Source organism: Microbacterium sp. AG790 (assembly GCF_003634765.1).
In the GTDB taxonomy this organism is placed as follows: domain Bacteria; phylum Actinomycetota; class Actinomycetes; order Actinomycetales; family Microbacteriaceae; genus Microbacterium.
Map to the genome: position 1 here is coordinate 54,365 of NZ_RBWZ01000001.1, position 16,306 is coordinate 70,670.

Annotated in this window: 16 protein-coding genes and 1 tRNA gene; 3 read left to right on the forward strand and 14 right to left on the reverse strand. The window is 70.0% G+C overall.

What is annotated here, in order from left to right:
• Window positions 1-45 precede the first annotated feature (45 nt).
• The 6 genes from DEU37_RS00265 to DEU37_RS00285 form a co-directional block, all read right to left on the reverse strand.
• Window positions 46-627 carry a hypothetical protein gene (locus tag DEU37_RS00265; protein ID WP_121188733.1) on the reverse strand — a complete coding sequence of 194 codons (582 nt, stop codon included), beginning with the start codon at window positions 625-627 and terminating at the stop codon, window positions 46-48.
• The gene (locus tag DEU37_RS00270) at window positions 624-1,205 is read right to left on the reverse strand and encodes a helix-turn-helix transcriptional regulator (RefSeq protein WP_183043543.1); all 582 of its coding nucleotides are present in this window, start codon (window positions 1,203-1,205) and stop codon (window positions 624-626) included. The genes DEU37_RS00265 and DEU37_RS00270 overlap by 4 nt, the downstream gene beginning before the upstream one ends.
• A 71-nt stretch (window positions 1,206-1,276) precedes the next feature.
• Window positions 1,277-1,349: transfer RNA gene (locus DEU37_RS14780), tRNA-Met, on the reverse strand.
• Window positions 1,350-1,459: 110 nt separating this feature from the next.
• Window positions 1,460-1,858 carry a YccF domain-containing protein gene (locus DEU37_RS00275; protein WP_016463491.1) on the reverse strand — a complete coding sequence of 133 codons (399 nt, stop codon included), beginning with the start codon at window positions 1,856-1,858 and terminating at the stop codon, window positions 1,460-1,462.
• A 26-nt stretch (window positions 1,859-1,884) separates the two neighbouring features.
• A complete protein-coding gene (locus DEU37_RS00280) occupies window positions 1,885-2,211 on the reverse strand; it encodes a hypothetical protein (RefSeq protein ID WP_147424836.1) in 327 nt (108 codons plus the stop codon).
• Window positions 2,208-3,797 (reverse strand): PspC domain-containing protein, encoded by a 1,590-nt coding sequence (locus tag DEU37_RS00285; protein WP_121188736.1) that lies wholly within the window; start codon window positions 3,795-3,797, stop codon window positions 2,208-2,210. The genes DEU37_RS00280 and DEU37_RS00285 overlap by 4 nt, the downstream gene beginning before the upstream one ends.
• 107 nt (window positions 3,798-3,904) lie before the next feature.
• Between DEU37_RS00285 and DEU37_RS00290 the strand changes: the two genes are divergently transcribed.
• Genes DEU37_RS00290 through DEU37_RS00300 form a run of 3 tightly spaced genes read left to right on the forward strand, consistent with a single transcriptional unit; the run spans window position 3,905 to window position 8,251 of the window.
• A complete protein-coding gene (locus DEU37_RS00290) occupies window positions 3,905-5,125 on the forward strand; it encodes an ATP-binding protein (RefSeq protein ID WP_259457078.1) in 1,221 nt (406 codons plus the stop codon).
• Window positions 5,118-5,777, forward strand: coding sequence for a response regulator transcription factor (locus DEU37_RS00295; RefSeq protein ID WP_121188738.1), 660 nt, complete (start codon window positions 5,118-5,120; stop codon window positions 5,775-5,777). The genes DEU37_RS00290 and DEU37_RS00295 overlap by 8 nt, the downstream gene beginning before the upstream one ends.
• A gap of 59 nt (window positions 5,778-5,836) precedes the next feature.
• Window positions 5,837-8,251 carry an ATP-dependent helicase gene (locus tag DEU37_RS00300; RefSeq protein WP_121188739.1) on the forward strand — a complete coding sequence of 805 codons (2,415 nt, stop codon included), beginning with the start codon at window positions 5,837-5,839 and terminating at the stop codon, window positions 8,249-8,251.
• Window positions 8,252-8,276: 25 nt separating this feature from the next.
• Here DEU37_RS00300 and DEU37_RS00305 read toward each other — a convergent pair whose 3' ends face one another.
• The 8 genes from DEU37_RS00305 to DEU37_RS00340 all read right to left on the reverse strand — a co-directional run bounded on the left by DEU37_RS00305 (window position 8,277) and on the right by DEU37_RS00340 (window position 16,095).
• Window positions 8,277-8,756 carry a RidA family protein gene (locus DEU37_RS00305; protein WP_121188740.1) on the reverse strand — a complete coding sequence of 160 codons (480 nt, stop codon included), beginning with the start codon at window positions 8,754-8,756 and terminating at the stop codon, window positions 8,277-8,279.
• Between the two features lie 115 nt (window positions 8,757-8,871).
• Entirely contained in the window at window positions 8,872-9,204 is a 333-nt protein-coding gene (locus tag DEU37_RS00310) for a carboxymuconolactone decarboxylase family protein (protein ID WP_220699807.1), read from the reverse strand.
• Between the two features lie 88 nt (window positions 9,205-9,292).
• Window positions 9,293-10,321, reverse strand: a complete 1,029-nt coding sequence (locus tag DEU37_RS00315) for an ABC transporter ATP-binding protein (protein ID WP_121188741.1) — start codon at window positions 10,319-10,321, stop codon at window positions 9,293-9,295.
• Window positions 10,318-11,346, reverse strand: a complete 1,029-nt coding sequence (locus DEU37_RS00320; protein WP_121188742.1) for an ABC transporter ATP-binding protein — start codon at window positions 11,344-11,346, stop codon at window positions 10,318-10,320. Before DEU37_RS00320 ends, DEU37_RS00315 begins: the two co-directional genes overlap by 4 nt.
• Before the next feature lie 10 nt (window positions 11,347-11,356).
• Window positions 11,357-12,223, reverse strand: coding sequence for an ABC transporter permease (locus DEU37_RS00325; protein WP_121188743.1), 867 nt, complete (start codon window positions 12,221-12,223; stop codon window positions 11,357-11,359).
• Window positions 12,220-13,500, reverse strand: a complete 1,281-nt coding sequence (locus DEU37_RS00330) for an amidohydrolase family protein (RefSeq protein ID WP_121188744.1) — start codon at window positions 13,498-13,500, stop codon at window positions 12,220-12,222. Before DEU37_RS00330 ends, DEU37_RS00325 begins: the two co-directional genes overlap by 4 nt.
• On the reverse strand, window positions 13,497-14,429 hold the full coding sequence (locus DEU37_RS00335; RefSeq protein ID WP_121188745.1) for an ABC transporter permease: 933 nt from the start codon (window positions 14,427-14,429) through the stop codon (window positions 13,497-13,499). The genes DEU37_RS00330 and DEU37_RS00335 overlap by 4 nt, the downstream gene beginning before the upstream one ends.
• Window positions 14,430-14,469: 40 nt before the next feature.
• Complete coding sequence (locus DEU37_RS00340) at window positions 14,470-16,095, reverse strand: ABC transporter substrate-binding protein (RefSeq protein ID WP_121188746.1); 1,626 nt, start codon at window positions 16,093-16,095, stop codon at window positions 14,470-14,472.
• Window positions 16,096-16,306: the final 211 nt, after the last annotated feature.

Here is a 16,306-nt window from a genome sequence, read left to right on the forward strand (position 1 = left end):
CTCGAGTGGCTCGGCGGGCTCGGGTAGCGGCGGCGGCAGCCGACATCAACGGAAGTCGGGGAGGTCGGGAGCTCGGGGGTGGCGAGGCCCCTGCTCCAGCAGCGCCTCCACGATGGCGTACACATTCGGGGGTAAGCCATCTCCGGGGAAGTACTGTTCCACGATCTCTTCCGCCGCATCGGCACTCGCGACACCGGTAGCGGAGAGGAGGACGGCGACATCGTCGGCATCACGCCGCGGCCGTGCCGCGAGCGCGACCAGCTTCATGGCGAGCAGCATGCGGGGGTCGCCCGCCTGAAGAACGACGCCGTTCTCGTCGTGGAGCGTAACCCACTCGGGACCGCGCCCGAACTGATGGGGAAGGAAGATGGCGGCCCCCTCGTCAAGCCACCCATCCGGCCACCCGCGCGCTGCGCCCACCTTGGCGGCGATCGCCCTGAACTGCTCGGGCGGGGTCACGATCGCATCGATATCGCGGGTCGCCGGTCGGTCGGCATCTACCGTGAGCGCGATGGCGACCCCGCCGACGAGTTGGATCGTGGCGGGTTGGTCAGCGTTCTCGAGGACGCGGATGATGTCGCGGAGGCCTTCGATCAGGTCTACGCGGTTGAGACCCTTCGCGCTCATGCGCTCTGCAGCTCGTTCTTCTCGATCAGCACGCCACGTCGCAAGAACGGCTCGGCGACGGCGCTGATGTCTACCGGAAAGGGCAACGGGAGTGCCGCGCGACGCGGCTCCCACGGTTCGTCCGCCGACCCCTGACGATCGATGACCCACTGAGGGACGGGTGCGCCCGCTTCGGAGAGTCGAAACTCGACGAGTGCGGCGATGGCGTCATCCCACCTCGTCTCGGTGCGCACCGGTTCCTCCACCGCGAGAAGCACTCTGGTTACGCCGTCGACGCTGGCCAGATCGTCCGCCAACTGGATGAACTCACGGTACGAAAGCCGATCATCGCCGGCCGCTTCGGCCCGTGCGACCGCATCACTCGTGGCCGCCGCAGAGGTGCGTCCGCGCACGAAAACGGGGACGAACGTGAGTCCGAGCGCATCCGCGATTCGCTGGGCCGTCGCCGTCGTGGGGTCGCGGCGTGCATTCTCGATGGCCGAAAGATTGGTGAGCCCGATCCCGGACCTGTCGGCCACGGTGCGAAGGCTGAGTCGCTCCCGGCGCCGTGCGCGGCGGAGGGAATCCACGATCGTCACGACGGCCACCCTCCACTTATCGACTTAGATAAGTCTACATCTCATTGCTCGCGAGTGGGGGCCGGAATGAGACGCGACGGCGGGAGTCGAACCCGCAACGCATCCGGTTATGAGCCGGTGCCCGGGTCCGCCCGGATCGCCGCGATGCCCCGGTGAGGGGACGCCCCCACGCTAACCCGCAGCGACCGCGGGGGACAGGTGTGTGACCTGTGGTTGCGATATGTGTCCGCGCGTGACACGGGCCAGCGTCGGGGTCACAGCGTCCGATCGAACGCGCCCTGGCGCGTGGAGACGATGTCTTTGCCGAGCGGCATGAGAGAGATCGGGATCATCTTGAAGTCGGCGATCGCCATCGGGATGCCGATGATCGTGATGCACAGCGCGATGCCGCTGACGAGGTGGCCGAGCGCGAGCCACCAGCCGGCGAGGATCACCCAGACGACGTTGCCGAGGAACGAGCCCACGCCCGCCGTCGGCTTCGGCACGATCGTGCGCCCGAACGGCCAGATGACGTAGCCGGCGGTGCGGAACGAGGCGATCGCCCACGGAATCGTGATGATCGGGATGCACAGCACGACACCTGCGACCACGTAGCCGACGAACAGCCAGAACCCGGCGAAGATGATCCAGACGATGTTGAGGATCGTGCGCATGGGTCCATTCTCCCGGCTGCGCAGGGCTACGCGCGACGCCGAGCCGCCGCGCTCTGCGCGTGACGCAGCAGCCCTACCAGTCCGCAGATCAACGCGACTGCGCCGAGCGTCATGAGCGTGGCGGCCGCCAGCGTCGTTCCGGTCAGCTGAGGGACGATCGTCGCGAGGTCGTCGAGCGCGCGAGGCGTCCACGTCAGTGCGGCGCCGACCGCGGCGGCTGCGGCGAAGACGAGCCCCCAGACGATCCCCGCCCAACGGATGCGCGGGCCCGGCCGGGCCTCGGGCGCGTCGGGCGCGAGAGCGTCGGCAGCGGATGCCGGGAACACGTCAGAGCCTGTTGCGGAATCGCTCATCGGGAGCCTCCTGTCGTCGTTGCGGGTGATGACTGCATGACAGAGATGAAGCCGCTGTCCTGCTCGATGACGATGCGGTGGTGAGTGCGGGCGTTCGCGCCGCCCACCGTCGTCGTCAGGCGGATCCGCCCGTCAGCGAGACGGGTGCTCGTGACGTCGGGGTCGTCGGAGAGGCGCGCGTACGACGTGCCGTCGGCATCCGTGAGGCGGACCCGATCGACCGCGGCGTCTCGCGTGGTGATCTCGATGTCCATTCGGACGGATCCGTCAAGCGGCTCCGCCATGATCTGCGTGTTGCCCGACGTCTTCTCCACGTAGACCGAACCGTCCACACCGTTGTCTGGAGCGACGATGACGAGGTCGCCCCACGTCTGGACGAAGGGGTCTGATGCGGAGGTGTCCGGCTGCGACGCATCGCCCACGGCGATCCAATAGCTCCCGATGTGAAGCGTCTGAGCGATCGGTATCGCCGTCGCCGCGCCCGCGCCGAGCAGCGTCACGACGGTGACGAACGCGAGGAAGCCGCTGCGACGGCGCAGCACACCGGCCACCACCATCGACAGGCCGAGCGCGACGGCCGCGACGAACAGTCCGCGCGCCGCGCCGAGGGCGTCGCGCTGTGCGATCGCGGTGGCGGTCCCCGCGATCACGGCGACTCCGACGGCGACGCCGACGAAGGCCAGCGGCGTGCGCGGAGAACTCAGGCGCCGCAGTCTACGGCGCTCGGCGGCTTCGGCGGCGAACGCGGTGGCGCGCTCCTGCCGCTCGCGGCGAGCCTGCTCGCGGACGGCGCGATCGGCATCCTGCTGCTGCCGGCGCCAGGCGTCGTCCTGCACTTTCCACGCGGCGTGCTGCTCGCGCCACGCGGCGTAGGCGTCCTCGTCCGAGGAGAGGGCAGGGGCGGATGCCGCGAAGCCGGCGGCATCCGTCCCCTGCGGGTCCGCGGGGGCGACCGGACCCGAACCGGTCGCCGCGGCGGACGCATCCGGCGACGCGTCCGCAGCGGAAGCCCTCTGCTGCGGCGGTGCCGGAGACGCGGAGCGCGCGGAGTGGCGCGCGGCGCGCACGATGATGAACAGGAGAGCTCCGGTGATGACGAGGCCGACGGTCACCAGGAGAGCGGACAGGGCAGACCATCCCCCGAGCCCGGGGCTCAGCATCCATCGCGGGATCCCGCCGACGAAGACGACTCCCGGTCCGAGCGGAATGAGCCCGAGGATCAGCAGCCCGAGGATCCCGACCTGAGCCGGCTCGAACCGACGACGCAGAGCGTCGCGCAGCAGAATCCGACCGTCGAGGTCGGGCAGGAGCGCCCAGGCGAGCGCGTAGAGGAAGATCACCGGGAACCCGAAGAGAGCGACCACGACCAGGATGCCGCGGACGATCAGCGGGTCGATCCGCAGGCGCGCTGCGATTCCCGCCGCGACCCCGCCGATCCACCCGTCGCTGCGGGCCAGCCCCAGCCCCGCGGTCCACGAGAAGAAGCGGTCGCCGGCAGTCCGGCTGTCGGCGGCGGCGTGGCTTCCGGCGGGAGGGGGCGGCGTCGTCGTCGTGGTCTGCGGCGGTTCCACGGGTGGGGTGGTCATGCATCGATCTTCGCGGCGCGGCAGCGGCGCCGACTATGGGGGGAACCCCTGAGACGGCCCTGATCTGCGCCGCCGGAGTGACGACGGCCGTGGCCGCGGGTGGTTTGATGGGCCGTATGACGCCCGCCGCCGCCCCGGATGCCGCGCGCACCGCGCCCGCGGCGCGTCCGGTGCCGCCGGCCCGGCCCCCGCTCGTGCGTCCTCGCGAGGGCGTCGTCGCCGGCGTCGCCGCGGGCCTCGCCCAGCACCTCGGTGCCCCGGTGAGCGCCGTGCGCGCGCTGTTCGTCACCCTCGCGCTGTGCGGAGGTGCCGGCATCCTCTTCTACGCCTGGTGCTGGGCCTTCGCGCCCCGCGCCACCGGAGACGCGCCGACCACGAGCTCGGCGCCGATCGCCTGGATCCTCACGTGCGGCGCCGCGATCGTCGTGCTGCCGCTGACCGCGCTCGCCGTCATCGGCTCGCGGGCGAGCTCCGACCTCGCCGTCGCCGTCGTCGCCGCATCGGCGGCAGCGGCGGCCGCGGGGTCATGGGCGACGCTGATCGACCGCCGCGACCCCCTCCGCGGACCGGGGCACGCGGTGATCGTCCGAACCGCTGTCGTGATCATCCTGCTCGCCGTGTGCGCGCTGACAATCCTCGCCCTCCGCGACGGCGCGGCGGCGGATGCTCTGCTGATCGTGGTGCCCCTGGTCGCGCTCGCCGCGGTACTGTCGTCGACCCTCGTCGAGAAGTGGCGCGAGCTGACCGGTGAGCGCGACCGACGCATCCGCGAGGAGCAGCGCGCCGCGATGGCCGCGCACCTGCACGATTCCGTCCTGCAGACCCTCGCCCTGATCCAGAACCGGGGCGGCGCATCGAGCGATGTCGCGCGGCTCGCCCGCGCACAGGAACGGGAGCTGCGGGCCTGGCTGTACGACGGCGATCAGCCGGCCGACAGCGACCTGGCGACGGACCTCCGCGACTACGCCGCGGCGCTCGAGCTCGACTACCCGGTGCGTATCGACGTCGTCGCCGTCGGGGTCTCGAGCGAGCGCGCCAGCGGCGAGATCGCGGCCGCCGCTCGAGAAGCCATGCTGAATGCGGCACGCCATGCCGGCGGCGACGTCTCGGTGTACATCGAAGGGCGAGCCGACGGCGTCGACGTCTTCGTCCGCGACCGAGGACCGGGTTTCGCCCTCGACGAGGTCGCCGACGACCGGCTCGGCGTGCGGCAGTCGATCATCGGGAGGATGCGGCGCCTCGGGGGCACCGCGACGGTGACGTCGGGACCGGAGGGCAGCGACGTGCAGCTGCGGTCGGCGAGCGCCGAGGGGAACGGTCGTGGCTGACGGCATCCGCGTGGTCATCGTCGACGACCATTCGATCTTCCGCTCGGGTCTGCGCAGCGACCTCGACGACACCGTCGTGGTCGTCGGGGAGGCAGCTGATGTGCCCACCGCGATCGTCGTCATTGCCCAGACGCGGCCGGACGTGGTTCTGCTCGACGTGCATCTGCCGGGCGGGCAGGGCGACGATGCCACCGGCGGCGAAGAGGTCATCCGCGCCGCCACCGGTGTGCCGACCCGGTTCCTGGCGCTGAGCGTGTCGGACGCGGCCGAGGACGTCGTGCGCGTGATCCGCGCGGGCGCCCGCGGCTACATCACGAAGGGTTCGTCGGGCGCGGAAGTGAGCCGCGCCGCCCATGCCGTCGCCGAGGGGGATGCCGTGTTCTCGCCGCGCCTGGCGGGGTTCGTCCTCGACGCGTTCGGCGCGGTCGCCGGTGAGACCGCCGCCGTCGACGACGAGCTCGATCGCCTGTCGGCCCGCGAACAGGAGGTGATGCGCCTCATCGCCCGCGGCTACGCGTACAAGGAAGTCGCGAGCGCGCTGTTCATCTCGATCAAGACGGTCGAGACGCACGTCTCGGCGGTGCTGCGAAAGCTCCAGCTGTCGTCACGGCACGAGCTGACGGTGTGGGCCTCGCAGCGGCGCCTGCTCTGAGCAGGTCGCCGCGGCATCCCGTCGGCGGTGTCAGAGCCGCGACCTAGACTTGACGGGTTATGAGCGACCCGATCAAACCCGTCATCGTCGGCATGCCCACGGACGCCGCGCGCGGTGCGGGAGGCCGGGTCGACGAGGATCTCCTGGTGGGCCTCAACCCGCAGCAGCGCGAAGCCGTCACCTATCGCGGACAGGCGCTGCTCATCGTGGCCGGCGCGGGCTCGGGAAAGACGAGCGTGCTCACGCGCCGCATCGCGTCGCTGCTGCGGGGACGTGAGGCCTGGCCGAGCCAGATCCTCGCCATCACCTTCACCAACAAGGCCGCCGGCGAGATGCGCGAGCGCGTGCAGCAGCTCATCGGCGACACCGCCCAGGGCATGTGGATCTCCACGTTCCACTCGGCGTGCGTGCGCATCCTCCGCCGCGAGGCCGACCAGTTCGGCTTCACCAAGAGCTTCACGATCTACGACTCCGGCGACTCGCGCGCGCTCATCAAGCGACTCGTCAAGCAGTACGAGGCCGACGCGTTCGGGTTGACCCCGGCATCCGTGCAGGGGCGCATCTCGAAGCTCAAGAACGAGCTCGCGGATGCCGAGTCGTTCGCGCGCACGGCCAACATGAGCGACCCCGCCGAACGCCTGTTCGCGGAGATCTTCGCCGACTATCAGCGTTCGCTGCAGCGCGCGAACGCGTTCGACTTCGACGACCTCATCGCCCAGACCGTGTATCTGTTCCGTGCGTTCCCGCACGTCGCCGACACCTACCGCCGCCGGTTCCGACACATCCTCGTCGACGAGTACCAGGACACCAACCACGCCCAATACGCGCTCATCCACGAGCTCACCCGGCCCATCGAAGACGTCGGCGCGCTGCTGGACGAGACCGACGGGGCGTCGCTGACCGTCGTCGGCGACTCCGACCAGTCGATCTACGCCTTCCGCGGCGCCGACATCCGCAACATCACCGAGTTCGAGCGCGACTACCCGGGCGCCAAGGTCGTACTGCTCGAGCAGAACTACCGCTCGACGCAGAACATCCTGACCGCGGCCAACGCCGTCATCAGCAACAACTTCGACCGCAAAGACAAGAAGCTCTGGACCGATGTCGGCGCCGGAGACAAGATCGTCGGTTTCACCGGGTACTCGCAGCACGACGAGGCCCAGTTCGTCGCCGACGAGGTCGAGGCGCTGCACCGCGCCGGTCTGCCCTACGGCGAGATGGCCGTGTTCTACCGCACCAACTCGCAGTCCCGTGCGCTGGAAGAGATCTTCATCCGCGCCGCCGTTCCCTACAAGATCATGGGCGGCACCAAGTTCTACGACCGTGCCGAGATCAAAGATGCGATGGCCTACCTCATCGCCGTCGCCAACCCCGCCGACGAGCTGAGCGTCCGCCGCATCCTGAACAAGCCCCGCCGCGGCATCGGCGACGTCACCGAGACCTCCATCGCCCGCTACGCCGCCGATCAGGACATCACCTTCCGCGACGCGCTCGCCAACGCGTCGGCGCTGGGCGTCGGCCCCAAGATCCAGGCCGCGATCGCCCAGCTCGACGCCGTCCTCGTCGAGGCGACGGCCATCATGCTGCCCGCCTCGGGCGAGGCGCCGCCCTCGACCGCGGTCGCCGAGGGACTCACCCTTCTGCTCAACAAGAGCGGCTACCTGGATGCCCTCCGCATGTCGAAGGACCCACAGGACGAGGCGCGCGTCGAGAACCTCGACGAGCTCGTGGCCGTCACCCGCGAGTTCGCCCGGAACAACCCTGACGGCACCCTCCTCGACTTCCTCACCGAGGTCGCGTTGGTCTCGGATGCCGATGACCTCGCCGACGCATCCGGCACCGTCTCGCTCATGACCATGCACACGGCCAAGGGCCTCGAGTACGACGCCGTTTTCGTCACGGGCGTCGAGGAGGATCTCATCCCGCACCGCATCTCCGCGGGGGAGCCGGGCGGTCCGCAGGAGGAACGGCGTCTGTTCTATGTCGCGCTCACGCGCGCCCGAAAGCGCTTGCACCTCTCGCTGGCGATGACGCGCGCCCAGTTCGGCGAGGTGTCGGTCGCGATGCCGAGCCGGTTCCTCCAGGAGATCCCGCACGACCTCATCGACTGGCGCCAGTCACCCGGTGACATCAACTCCCGTGGCCAGGGAGGCTCGCGCGCGGTGAACGGGCGCAGACCGGGCGGGTTCGGAGGATCGGGCGGCTCGCGCTACGGTGACGATCTCGTCCCGCTGCCCCGGCGGGACAAGCCCGCGGGCGACCTCGCGAAGTTCGCCAACCGCATCCCCGCGAAGGTGCGCGACAACGGCGAGATGGAGCTGGCGCCCGGTGACCGCATCCGCCACGAGGACTTCGGGGAAGGCCGCGTCGATCAGGTGACCGGTGAGGGTGCGAAGCGCGTGGCCCACGTCCGCTTCGACCGCGCCGGACAGAAGAAGCTCCTCATCAAGATCGCCCCGATCGAGAAGCTGTAGCCCGCGCTCCTGAGGGGAGCACGCATCAGAGGTCCGCGGCGACCTCTGCGACGAGCTCCACCTCCACCGGCGCGTTCATCGGCAGCGCGAACACGCCGATCGCCGATCGCGCGTGCGCGCCGGCCGCGCCGAAGACCTCGCGCACCAGCCCGCTCGCCCCGTTGATCACGAGCGACTGGCCCACGAACCCGGGTGCCGAGGCGACGAAGCCGGTGAGCTTGACGATGCGTACGACGGCGTCCAGGCCGACCAGCTCGTCGATGGCCGCCAGTGCGTTCAGCGCGCACAGCCGGGCGAGGGCGGCCGCGGCATCCGTCGAGACCTCCCCGCCGACGCTGCCGGTGGCGACGATCGTGCCGTCGCGGAGGGGCAGCTGGCCCGACGTGTAGACGAAGCCGCCCGCACGGACCGCGGGGACGTAGTCGGCGGCGGGGACGGGGACGGGGGGCAGAGCGAGGCCGAGCTCGGCGAGGCGCGCCCGGGGGGTAAGCAGTTCTGACGTCATGACACCTTTCCGGTGTGAGAGCTTCCGGCGACGACGCCGGAGAGCGGGTGGTGCGGGCGAGCGCTGCGCTCCGGCGGGTTGGTGGGGGGACGACACCCGCCGGAGCGGAGCGGGCTCAGGAGTGGTCGCCGGCGGCGTGCGGCATGACGTACGCCATCCCGTGGTACATCGCCGCACCGGCGCGCAGCGCCGCGGCCACGTGAACCGTCTCGGCGAGCTCCGCCTGCGACGCGCCCGCAGCGATCGCGGCCGCGGTGTGCTGGCTCAGGCATCCGGGGCACTGCGTGGTGAGGGCGACGGCGACCGCCATCAGCTCCTTGTACTTCTTCGGCAGCGCGGTGTCTGTGCCGAGCACGGTCTGGTCGAACGCCACCAGTGCGCGGAACATGTCCTTCGCGCCCGCGGCGAGGTTCTTCTGGCCGGCGATCACGGTCTGCTGGTCGGTCATGGGTGGTTCCTTATCTCTTCAACCCACCGCGGTTCGCGGTGGGGGTCTGGGGGAGGAGGGACGGAGGCCGCGACGGCGCCGCCCGCTCTCACACGGCGATCCGTTCCGCGAAGAAGCACTCCGCGAGGTGGCCGGGTGCGACCTCGATGAGCGGTGGCGCCTCTTCGGCGCATTCCGCTGTGGCGAGGGGGCAGCGCGTGCGGAACCGGCATCCGCTGGGCAGCGACAGCGGGCTGGGCGGCTCGCCCTTGAGCATGATGCGCTCGCGCCTGACGGTCGGGTCGGGGACGGGGGACGCCGCCATGAGCGCGCGTGTGTAGGGGTGGGCGGGCGCCGCGAACACGTCGTCGATCGGCCCGCTCTCGACGATGCGACCCATGTACATCACCCCGACGCGTTGGGAGATCTGCCGCACGATCGGCAGTCCGTGCCCGATGAAGAGGTAGGTCAGTCCCAGTCGTTCCCTCAGCTCGACGAGCAGGTTGGCGATCTGCGCCTGCACCGAGACGTCCAGCGCTGACACCGCCTCGTCGGCGAGGATCAGCTTGGGGTTCAGCGCGATCGCCCGCGCGATACCGACCCGCTGGCGCTGACCTCCCGACAGCGCTCGCGGCCGGGCACTGGCGCGCGACGGGTCGAGACCGACGGCGGTCATCAGCTCGGCGACGCGGTCGGAGAGCTCGGCGCCCCGCAGATGCTCGAACACACGCAGCGGCTCGCCGATGATCTGGCCGACCTTCATGCGCGGGTTGAGCGAGCCGAGCGGATCCTGGAACACCATCTGCATGTCGCGGCGCAGCGCGCGCAGCCGTGATGCACCGGCGGCGGTGATGTCCTCGCCGTCGAACTCGACACTGCCGGAGGTCGGCTCGATGAGCCGCAACGCGAGCCGGCCCAGGGTCGACTTGCCCGAGCCGGACTCGCCGACGAGGGCGAAGGTCTCGGCGGGCTGGATGTCGATGGAGACGTCGTCCACGGCCCGCAGCATGCTCGGCCGCTGCAGCGGGTTGCTGCTGGTGCGCACGGTGTAGTGCTTGGAGACGGAGCGCATGCGCAGCAGCGGTGTCGTGGCCGTGGTCGCGGCGTCGTCGGTCAGTCCCGGGGTGAGCGCGGTCATGCGGGAACCCCCTGTGAGGCGAGACGCGAGTGCGTGGCGCTGGTCGGATGCCAGCAGGCGGCACGTCCGCCGCCGATCTTCTCCAGTGGGGGATCCTGCGCGGCGCACTGCGCACTCGCACGGGCGCACCGCGGCTCGAATGCGCAGCCGGACGGCAGCCGGGACGGGTCGGGCACGCTCCCCGCAATGGCGGGAAGGGTGTGCGGTCGCGGCCCCGTCAGCAACGGGATGCACGCCAGCAGCCCGGCGGTGTAGGGATGCTCTGCGCGCGCGAACACCGCCGCCGGCGGAGAGTCTTCGACCACGCGACCGGCATACATGACGGCCACCCGGTCGGCGAGATCGGCGGCGACGCCCATGTCGTGGGTGACGAGCAGCACCGCCATGCCGGTCTCTCGGCGCAGGCCGTCGATCAGCTCCAGGATCTGCGCCTGGATCGTGACGTCGAGCGCCGTGGTCGGCTCATCGGCGATGAGCAGACGCGGGCGCGCGGCGAGCGCCATGGCGATCATCACCCGCTGGCACATGCCGCCGGACAGCTGGTGCGGATAGCTGCCGATCACTCGCGCGCCGTCGCGGATGCCGACCTCGGCGAGCAGCTCGACCATGCGCGCCCGTTCGGCGCGTGCCGAGAGCTTCTCGCGACGGCGCAGAGCCTGCTGCAGCTGCGAGCCGATCGTGAAGACGGGGTCGAGTGAGGACAGCGGCTCTTGGAACACCATCGCGAGCTCGCGTCCGCGCAGTTTCCGGGAGTGCTCCGCCCCGGCGGTGACCAGGTCGGTCCCCTCGAACTCGATGCGTCCGCTGACCTCGATCCGCGGATCGAGCTGCATGAGTCCCATGATCGAGCGGGCGGTCACGGACTTGCCGCTTCCCGATTCGCCCACCAGGCAGACGATCTCGTGGGAGCGGACTTCGAGGCTCGCGTCGCGCACGAGGGGAACGCTGCGGTCCGGGCGGCGCAGGCTCACCGCGAGCTTGTCGAGTCGGAGGACGGTGGCGCGTTCGGAGATATCGGTAGGCATGGGCAGACTCCTAGTCCGTGTCGAGGCTGTCGCGCAGCCCGTCGCCGAGCAGGCTGATGGAGATGACGGTGAGGGTGATGGTCAGTCCCGGGAAGGTGGAGATCCACCAGGCGCTGGACAGGTAGGGCTGTCCGGAGGCCAGCAGCTGTCCCCAGTCGGGGACCGCCGACTGGGGACCGAGTCCCAGGAAGCTCAGGGATGCCGCGACGACGATGGCCGTTCCGACCGACACCGTCGCCAGCACCACGATCGGGGCGATGGAGTTCGGAAGGACGTGCCGCGCGAGGATGCGCAGTCGCGAGAACCCGACGGAGTGGGCGGCCTCCACGTACAGGCGGCTGCGCACCGACATCACCTGCCCCCGCATCACGCGGGAGAAGGCGGGCAGCGAGCCGACCCCGACCGCGAGGATCAGGTTGGCCGTGGTCGGGCCGAGCGCGGTCGCGATGATGAGCGCGAGCAGCACGCCGGGAAAGCACATCAGGACGTCGATGAGGCGGCCGATGATCATGTCGGTGACGCCGCCGAGGTAGCCGCCGAGCAGACCGAGGCCGCCGCCGAGCACGACGGCGATGAGCGTGGCCGCGAGCCCGATGACGATCGACGACTGCGCGCCGTGCACGATCAGTCCGGCGATGCTGCGCCCGTACTGATCGGTGCCCATGAGGGTCTCGCCGGGCGGCTGGAGGGCGCGGGTGGCGATCACCAGGGAGGGATCCTCGGGCGAGATCAGCGACGGGAAGACCGCGGCGGCGAGCACCAGCAGCATCCAGAGCACGGCGAGGACGGTGAGGACGGATTCGGCGCGCAGGGGGCGGCGCGAGCCGGCATCCTTCGTGGCCGCCGTGACGGTGGCGGGGGCGGCGTGGATCGTCATCGGGACTCCTCGTGCGCGTGTCCAGGGTGGGCCGCGGCGCTCGCGGCGCCATCGGAGAACATCGCGCGCAGGGGCGCAAAGCGGTCGGGCGTGAACTCCTCGCCGCGCGCCAGGATGAGGATCGGCTGCCGCAGCGCCGTCAGCGAGGTGTCCAGGTCTGCCTCGACGGCCAGGATGTCCGCGGCCAGCCCGGGACGCAGACGGCCGGTGATGTGGGCGATCCCCAGCGCGTCGGCCGCGATGCTCGTGGCGGAGGCGAGGACGTCCCGTGCCGGCATCCCGAGGCCGTTCATCACCTCGAGGGCGCCGACATAGCCGTAGTGCGGCACCTCGTCGATCCCCGAGTCGGTGCTCACGATGATCTTCGCCCCGCGAGCGACGAGGTCCATGAGGGGCGGCCGGTAGATCCCGCCACTGCGCTCGATGTATTCGGCGACGCGGAAGTTCAACGTCGGCGAGACGTAGGAGTCGGATGCCGCGATGCGATCGGCGAGCTCGGGCACGACGGCGTGCGAGCCGTCGGGATGCACGAACGAGCAATGCTCCAGGGTGTCCACCCCGGCGCGCACCGCCCGGTCGATCCCCTCGACCCCGTGGGCGTGCGCCGCCACCTTCTTGCCGACGCGATGCGCCTCCTCGACCGCGGCGCGCAGGACCAGCTCGTCGTACTGCGCGTACCAGGGGGCGGAGCCGGCGGTCATGAAGCCGCCGGTGGACATGACCTTGATACCGTCCACACCCGCGCGATGATGGCGCCGCACGAGCTTTCTCACTTCGAGTTCACCGTCGGCCTCGCCGCCCATGAACCAGCAGTGACCGCCGGTGACGGTGATCGGTGAGCCGGAGGTGAGGATGCGTGGTCCGCGGGCGGTGCCGTCGGCGATCGCATCGCGGACGACGACATCGAGGTAGCTGCGTGCTCCGAGGTCCCGGGCCGTGGTCACCCCCACACTCAGCAGCTCTCGGGCGCTGCGGAGCATGAGGGCGACCTGCTGGGGGTCGGACTCGGCCATCATCCGCTCGACCGGCGCCGGGCCGCCGTCGAACGCGAGGTGCACGTGCGCGTCGATCAGCCCCGGCAGCAGCGTGGCGGCGCCGAGGTCGATGCGCTCGAGGTCGTGCGCGTAGTCGGCGGACGGGAAGTCCGCCGCTCGGCCGACCCACTCGATGACGCCGTCGTGCACGAGGACGGCTGCGCCGTCCTCGATGTCGCCGACGTCGTCCTGGGTGAGCGCCCGCCGAGCCGTGTAGAGGATCATGTCGGTAGCCCTTCTCATCGCTTCACCGCGTCGCGCACCCGAGGGTCGATGTACGCGTAGGAGATGTCGACGATGATGTTGATGAGGATGTAGAGGGCGGCGATGACGAAGACGACCGCTTGGATCACGGGGTAGTCCTTCGCCGCGATCGCCTGGACGAGCATCTGGCCGAGCCCCTGCCGGGCGAAGACCGCCTCGACGATGACGGCCCCGGCGATGAGAGCTCCGAGCTGCAGACCGACGATCGTGACGGTCGGGATGATGGCGTTTCGCAGCACGTGCCGCATGATCACGACATTGCGGCGCAGCCCCTTGGCGTACAGCGCCATCACGAAGTTCTCTCCCATGACCTCGATGACGCTGTTGCGCACCAGTCGGGTCACCGTGCCGGCCGCGGCCAGACCCAGCGTGATCGCCGGGAGCACCAGGGCACCGGGAGCCTGGTTGCCCGTCGCCGGGAACCACCGAAGGGTGAAGGAGAACAGCATGATGAGCAGGATTCCGACCCAGAAGGACGGCATCGAGGTGTTCACGAGGCTCACGACGCGGATGAGGCTGTCCGGCCACCGGTTGCGGTAGATCGCGGCGATCGATCCGAGCAGGATGCCGACGAGCGCCGAGACCGCGGCCGCGGCCAGCGCGAGCTGCAGGGTGGGCCAGATCTGCTGACCGATCATCGTCGCCACGGGCTGACGCGTGACGTAGGAGTTGCCGAACTGGAACCCGACCGCGTGGGTCAGGAACGTCCAGTACTGCGCCGGCAGCGACTCGTCGAGCCCGAACTGCACGCGCAGGGCGTCGACGGTCTCGGGCGTGGCGGGAGCGCCTGCCAGAAGCACCGAGATGGGGTCGCCGGGGAGCACCCGCAGTGTCAGGAACAGGATGATCGTCACGCCGATCAGCGTCGGGATGCCGACGGCCACCCGCTTCAGGATCACGAATCCCATGTCTCAGCCCTCCTTTCTTGGTCCCGCCACGCCCGATCACTCATTGCGCGAGGTACACGTCGTAGAACACCGGGTAGCCCTCGGAGTCGAACCGCATGCCGTCGATCCCGTGCGTGGCGACCGTGTAGGTGGGCACGTAGATCGGAACGCCGTAGGCCTTCTGGACGATGACCTGCTGGATCTTCGCGTACTGCTGTGCGCGCTGCGCGGTGTCACCGCTCTGCTGTGCCGTCACGAGCATCTCGGTCAGTGCGGGATCGTCGACGCGGCCGTAGTTCAGCCCGATGCGGCCCGGCTGCGAGCGGAACTGCGGCGAGTACAGCGAGGCCAGCACGTTCGGATCCGGGCTGACCAGGCTGACGCCGGCGAGGTCGTAGTTGCCCTGCTGGAGCGCTGAGACGTAGCCGGCGCCCTGCTGGATGTCCACGTTCACCTCGACGCCCACCTTCGCCAGGTCGCTCTTGACGAACTGTGCGATGTCCTGGCGCTTCTCGCGGTTGGGGGCGAGCTCCAGATAGTGCAGTGTCAGCCGCTGGCCGTCCTTGACCCGGACGCCGTCCGCGCCGGCCTTCCAGCCCGCGGCGTCCAGGGCCGAGGCAGCCTTCGTCGCATCGAATCCGTAGCTGTTCTCGACCGCAGCGTCGTAGTCGAGGGTCGTCGGCGACAGGGGGCCCCAGGCCCGCGGGTACACCCCGAGGTACAGCGCCTGTACCGCCGCGTCGACGTCGATGCCCGAGCGGATCGCCGCGCGCACCGCGGGATCGTCGAAGGGCTTGTGCTCCGTGTTGAATCCGAGCTGGAAGGGTGAGCCGGACTGCGACTGGGCGAAGAAGGTGAGCGACGGGTCTGCCTTGATCGCGGTGACCTCGGTCTCGGGCACGTTGCCGATGCCCTGGATGGCGCCGCTGCGCAGCGAGCCGAGGCGCACCGTGGGGTCGGGGATGATCTGGAAGGTCAGCGAGTTCACCCAGGGGGCGCCGCTGTGCTTCGCCGTCGGCGGTGCCCAGTTGTAGGCGGCGTTCGCCTTCAGGATGATGCGGTCGTTGGGCGTGTACGAGCCGAAGGTGAACGGGCCCGAGCCGACCGGGTGGATCGCGAAGTCGGCGGGCGCGGCGGCCTTCGCCGCCGTGGGTGAGACCATCCCCAGGAACGGGGAGCTCAGATTCTGCAAGAACGGCGCGTATGCCGTCGCGAGGGTGACCACCGCCGTCTTCGCATCGGGAGCGGCGCACGACTGGTACGGGCCGATCAGTCCGATCGCGTACATCGAGGCCGTCGCGGGGTTCTTGATGCGGTCGAGGTTGAAGCACACCGCGGCGGCGTCGAACGGGGTGCCGTCGTGGAAGGTGACGTCGGAGCGGACCGTGAAGGTGTAGGTCTTGCCGTCGGCGCTCACCTCCCACGCGCTGGCGAGCCACGGCTTGGGCTCGCCGTTGTCGAGCACCGTGAGCGAGTCGTAGAGCTGGCGAAGAACGCGGGCGTCCTGCGCGGCGGAGGTGACGTTCGGGTCGAAAGATCCGAAAGCGGTGTCGACGGCGTAGACGACATCACCGCCTGAGGTGGGCGTGGAACTGGGGGTGGCCGAGCCGCCGCCGGCGCACCCTGCGAGAGCAAGGGCGGAGGCGGTGAGGACGGCGGCCACGGCGGCGCGTGCGCGTGCGGGCATGGAAGCTCCTGGGCTTCGTCGAGAGGACTTCGTGCTGCTGTCACGTCCTCGGCTGGTGTGGGTGCTGTCAAGTTAGAACCTCCTGTTGAAGCCGTCAAGCAAATGAGGAAGAAATCTCCACGTTCGTAACATCCCTTTAACATCATGTTGACTACTCGGGTTGGCGGTGCGCCCGGCATTCTCATAATCTGGGTGGCACGAGGCCCCCGGG

Coding starts and splice junctions, on each gene's coding strand:
- DEU37_RS00280 (WP_147424836.1), bottom strand. CDS start 2,211: ATGAGCGATTCCGCAACAGGCTCTGACGTGTTCCCGGCATCCGCTGCC.
- DEU37_RS00330 (WP_121188744.1), bottom strand. CDS start 13,500: ATGAGAAGGGCTACCGACATGATCCTCTACACGGCTCGGCGGGCGCTC.
- DEU37_RS00335 (WP_121188745.1), bottom strand. CDS start 14,429: ATGGGATTCGTGATCCTGAAGCGGGTGGCCGTCGGCATCCCGACGCTG.
- DEU37_RS00325 (WP_121188743.1), bottom strand. CDS start 12,223: ATGACGATCCACGCCGCCCCCGCCACCGTCACGGCGGCCACGAAGGAT.
- DEU37_RS00265 (WP_121188733.1), bottom strand. CDS start 627: ATGAGCGCGAAGGGTCTCAACCGCGTAGACCTGATCGAAGGCCTCCGC.
- DEU37_RS00290 (WP_259457078.1), top strand. CDS start 3,905: ATGGGCCGTATGACGCCCGCCGCCGCCCCGGATGCCGCGCGCACCGCG.
- DEU37_RS00275 (WP_016463491.1), bottom strand. CDS start 1,858: ATGCGCACGATCCTCAACATCGTCTGGATCATCTTCGCCGGGTTCTGG.
- DEU37_RS00315 (WP_121188741.1), bottom strand. CDS start 10,321: ATGACCGCGCTCACCCCGGGACTGACCGACGACGCCGCGACCACGGCC.
- DEU37_RS00310 (WP_220699807.1), bottom strand. CDS start 9,204: ATGACCGACCAGCAGACCGTGATCGCCGGCCAGAAGAACCTCGCCGCG.
- DEU37_RS00285 (WP_121188736.1), bottom strand. CDS start 3,797: ATGACCACCCCACCCGTGGAACCGCCGCAGACCACGACGACGACGCCG.
- DEU37_RS00300 (WP_121188739.1), top strand. CDS start 5,837: ATGAGCGACCCGATCAAACCCGTCATCGTCGGCATGCCCACGGACGCC.
- DEU37_RS00320 (WP_121188742.1), bottom strand. CDS start 11,346: ATGCCTACCGATATCTCCGAACGCGCCACCGTCCTCCGACTCGACAAG.
- DEU37_RS00340 (WP_121188746.1), bottom strand. CDS start 16,095: ATGCCCGCACGCGCACGCGCCGCCGTGGCCGCCGTCCTCACCGCCTCC.
- DEU37_RS00305 (WP_121188740.1), bottom strand. CDS start 8,756: ATGACGTCAGAACTGCTTACCCCCCGGGCGCGCCTCGCCGAGCTCGGC.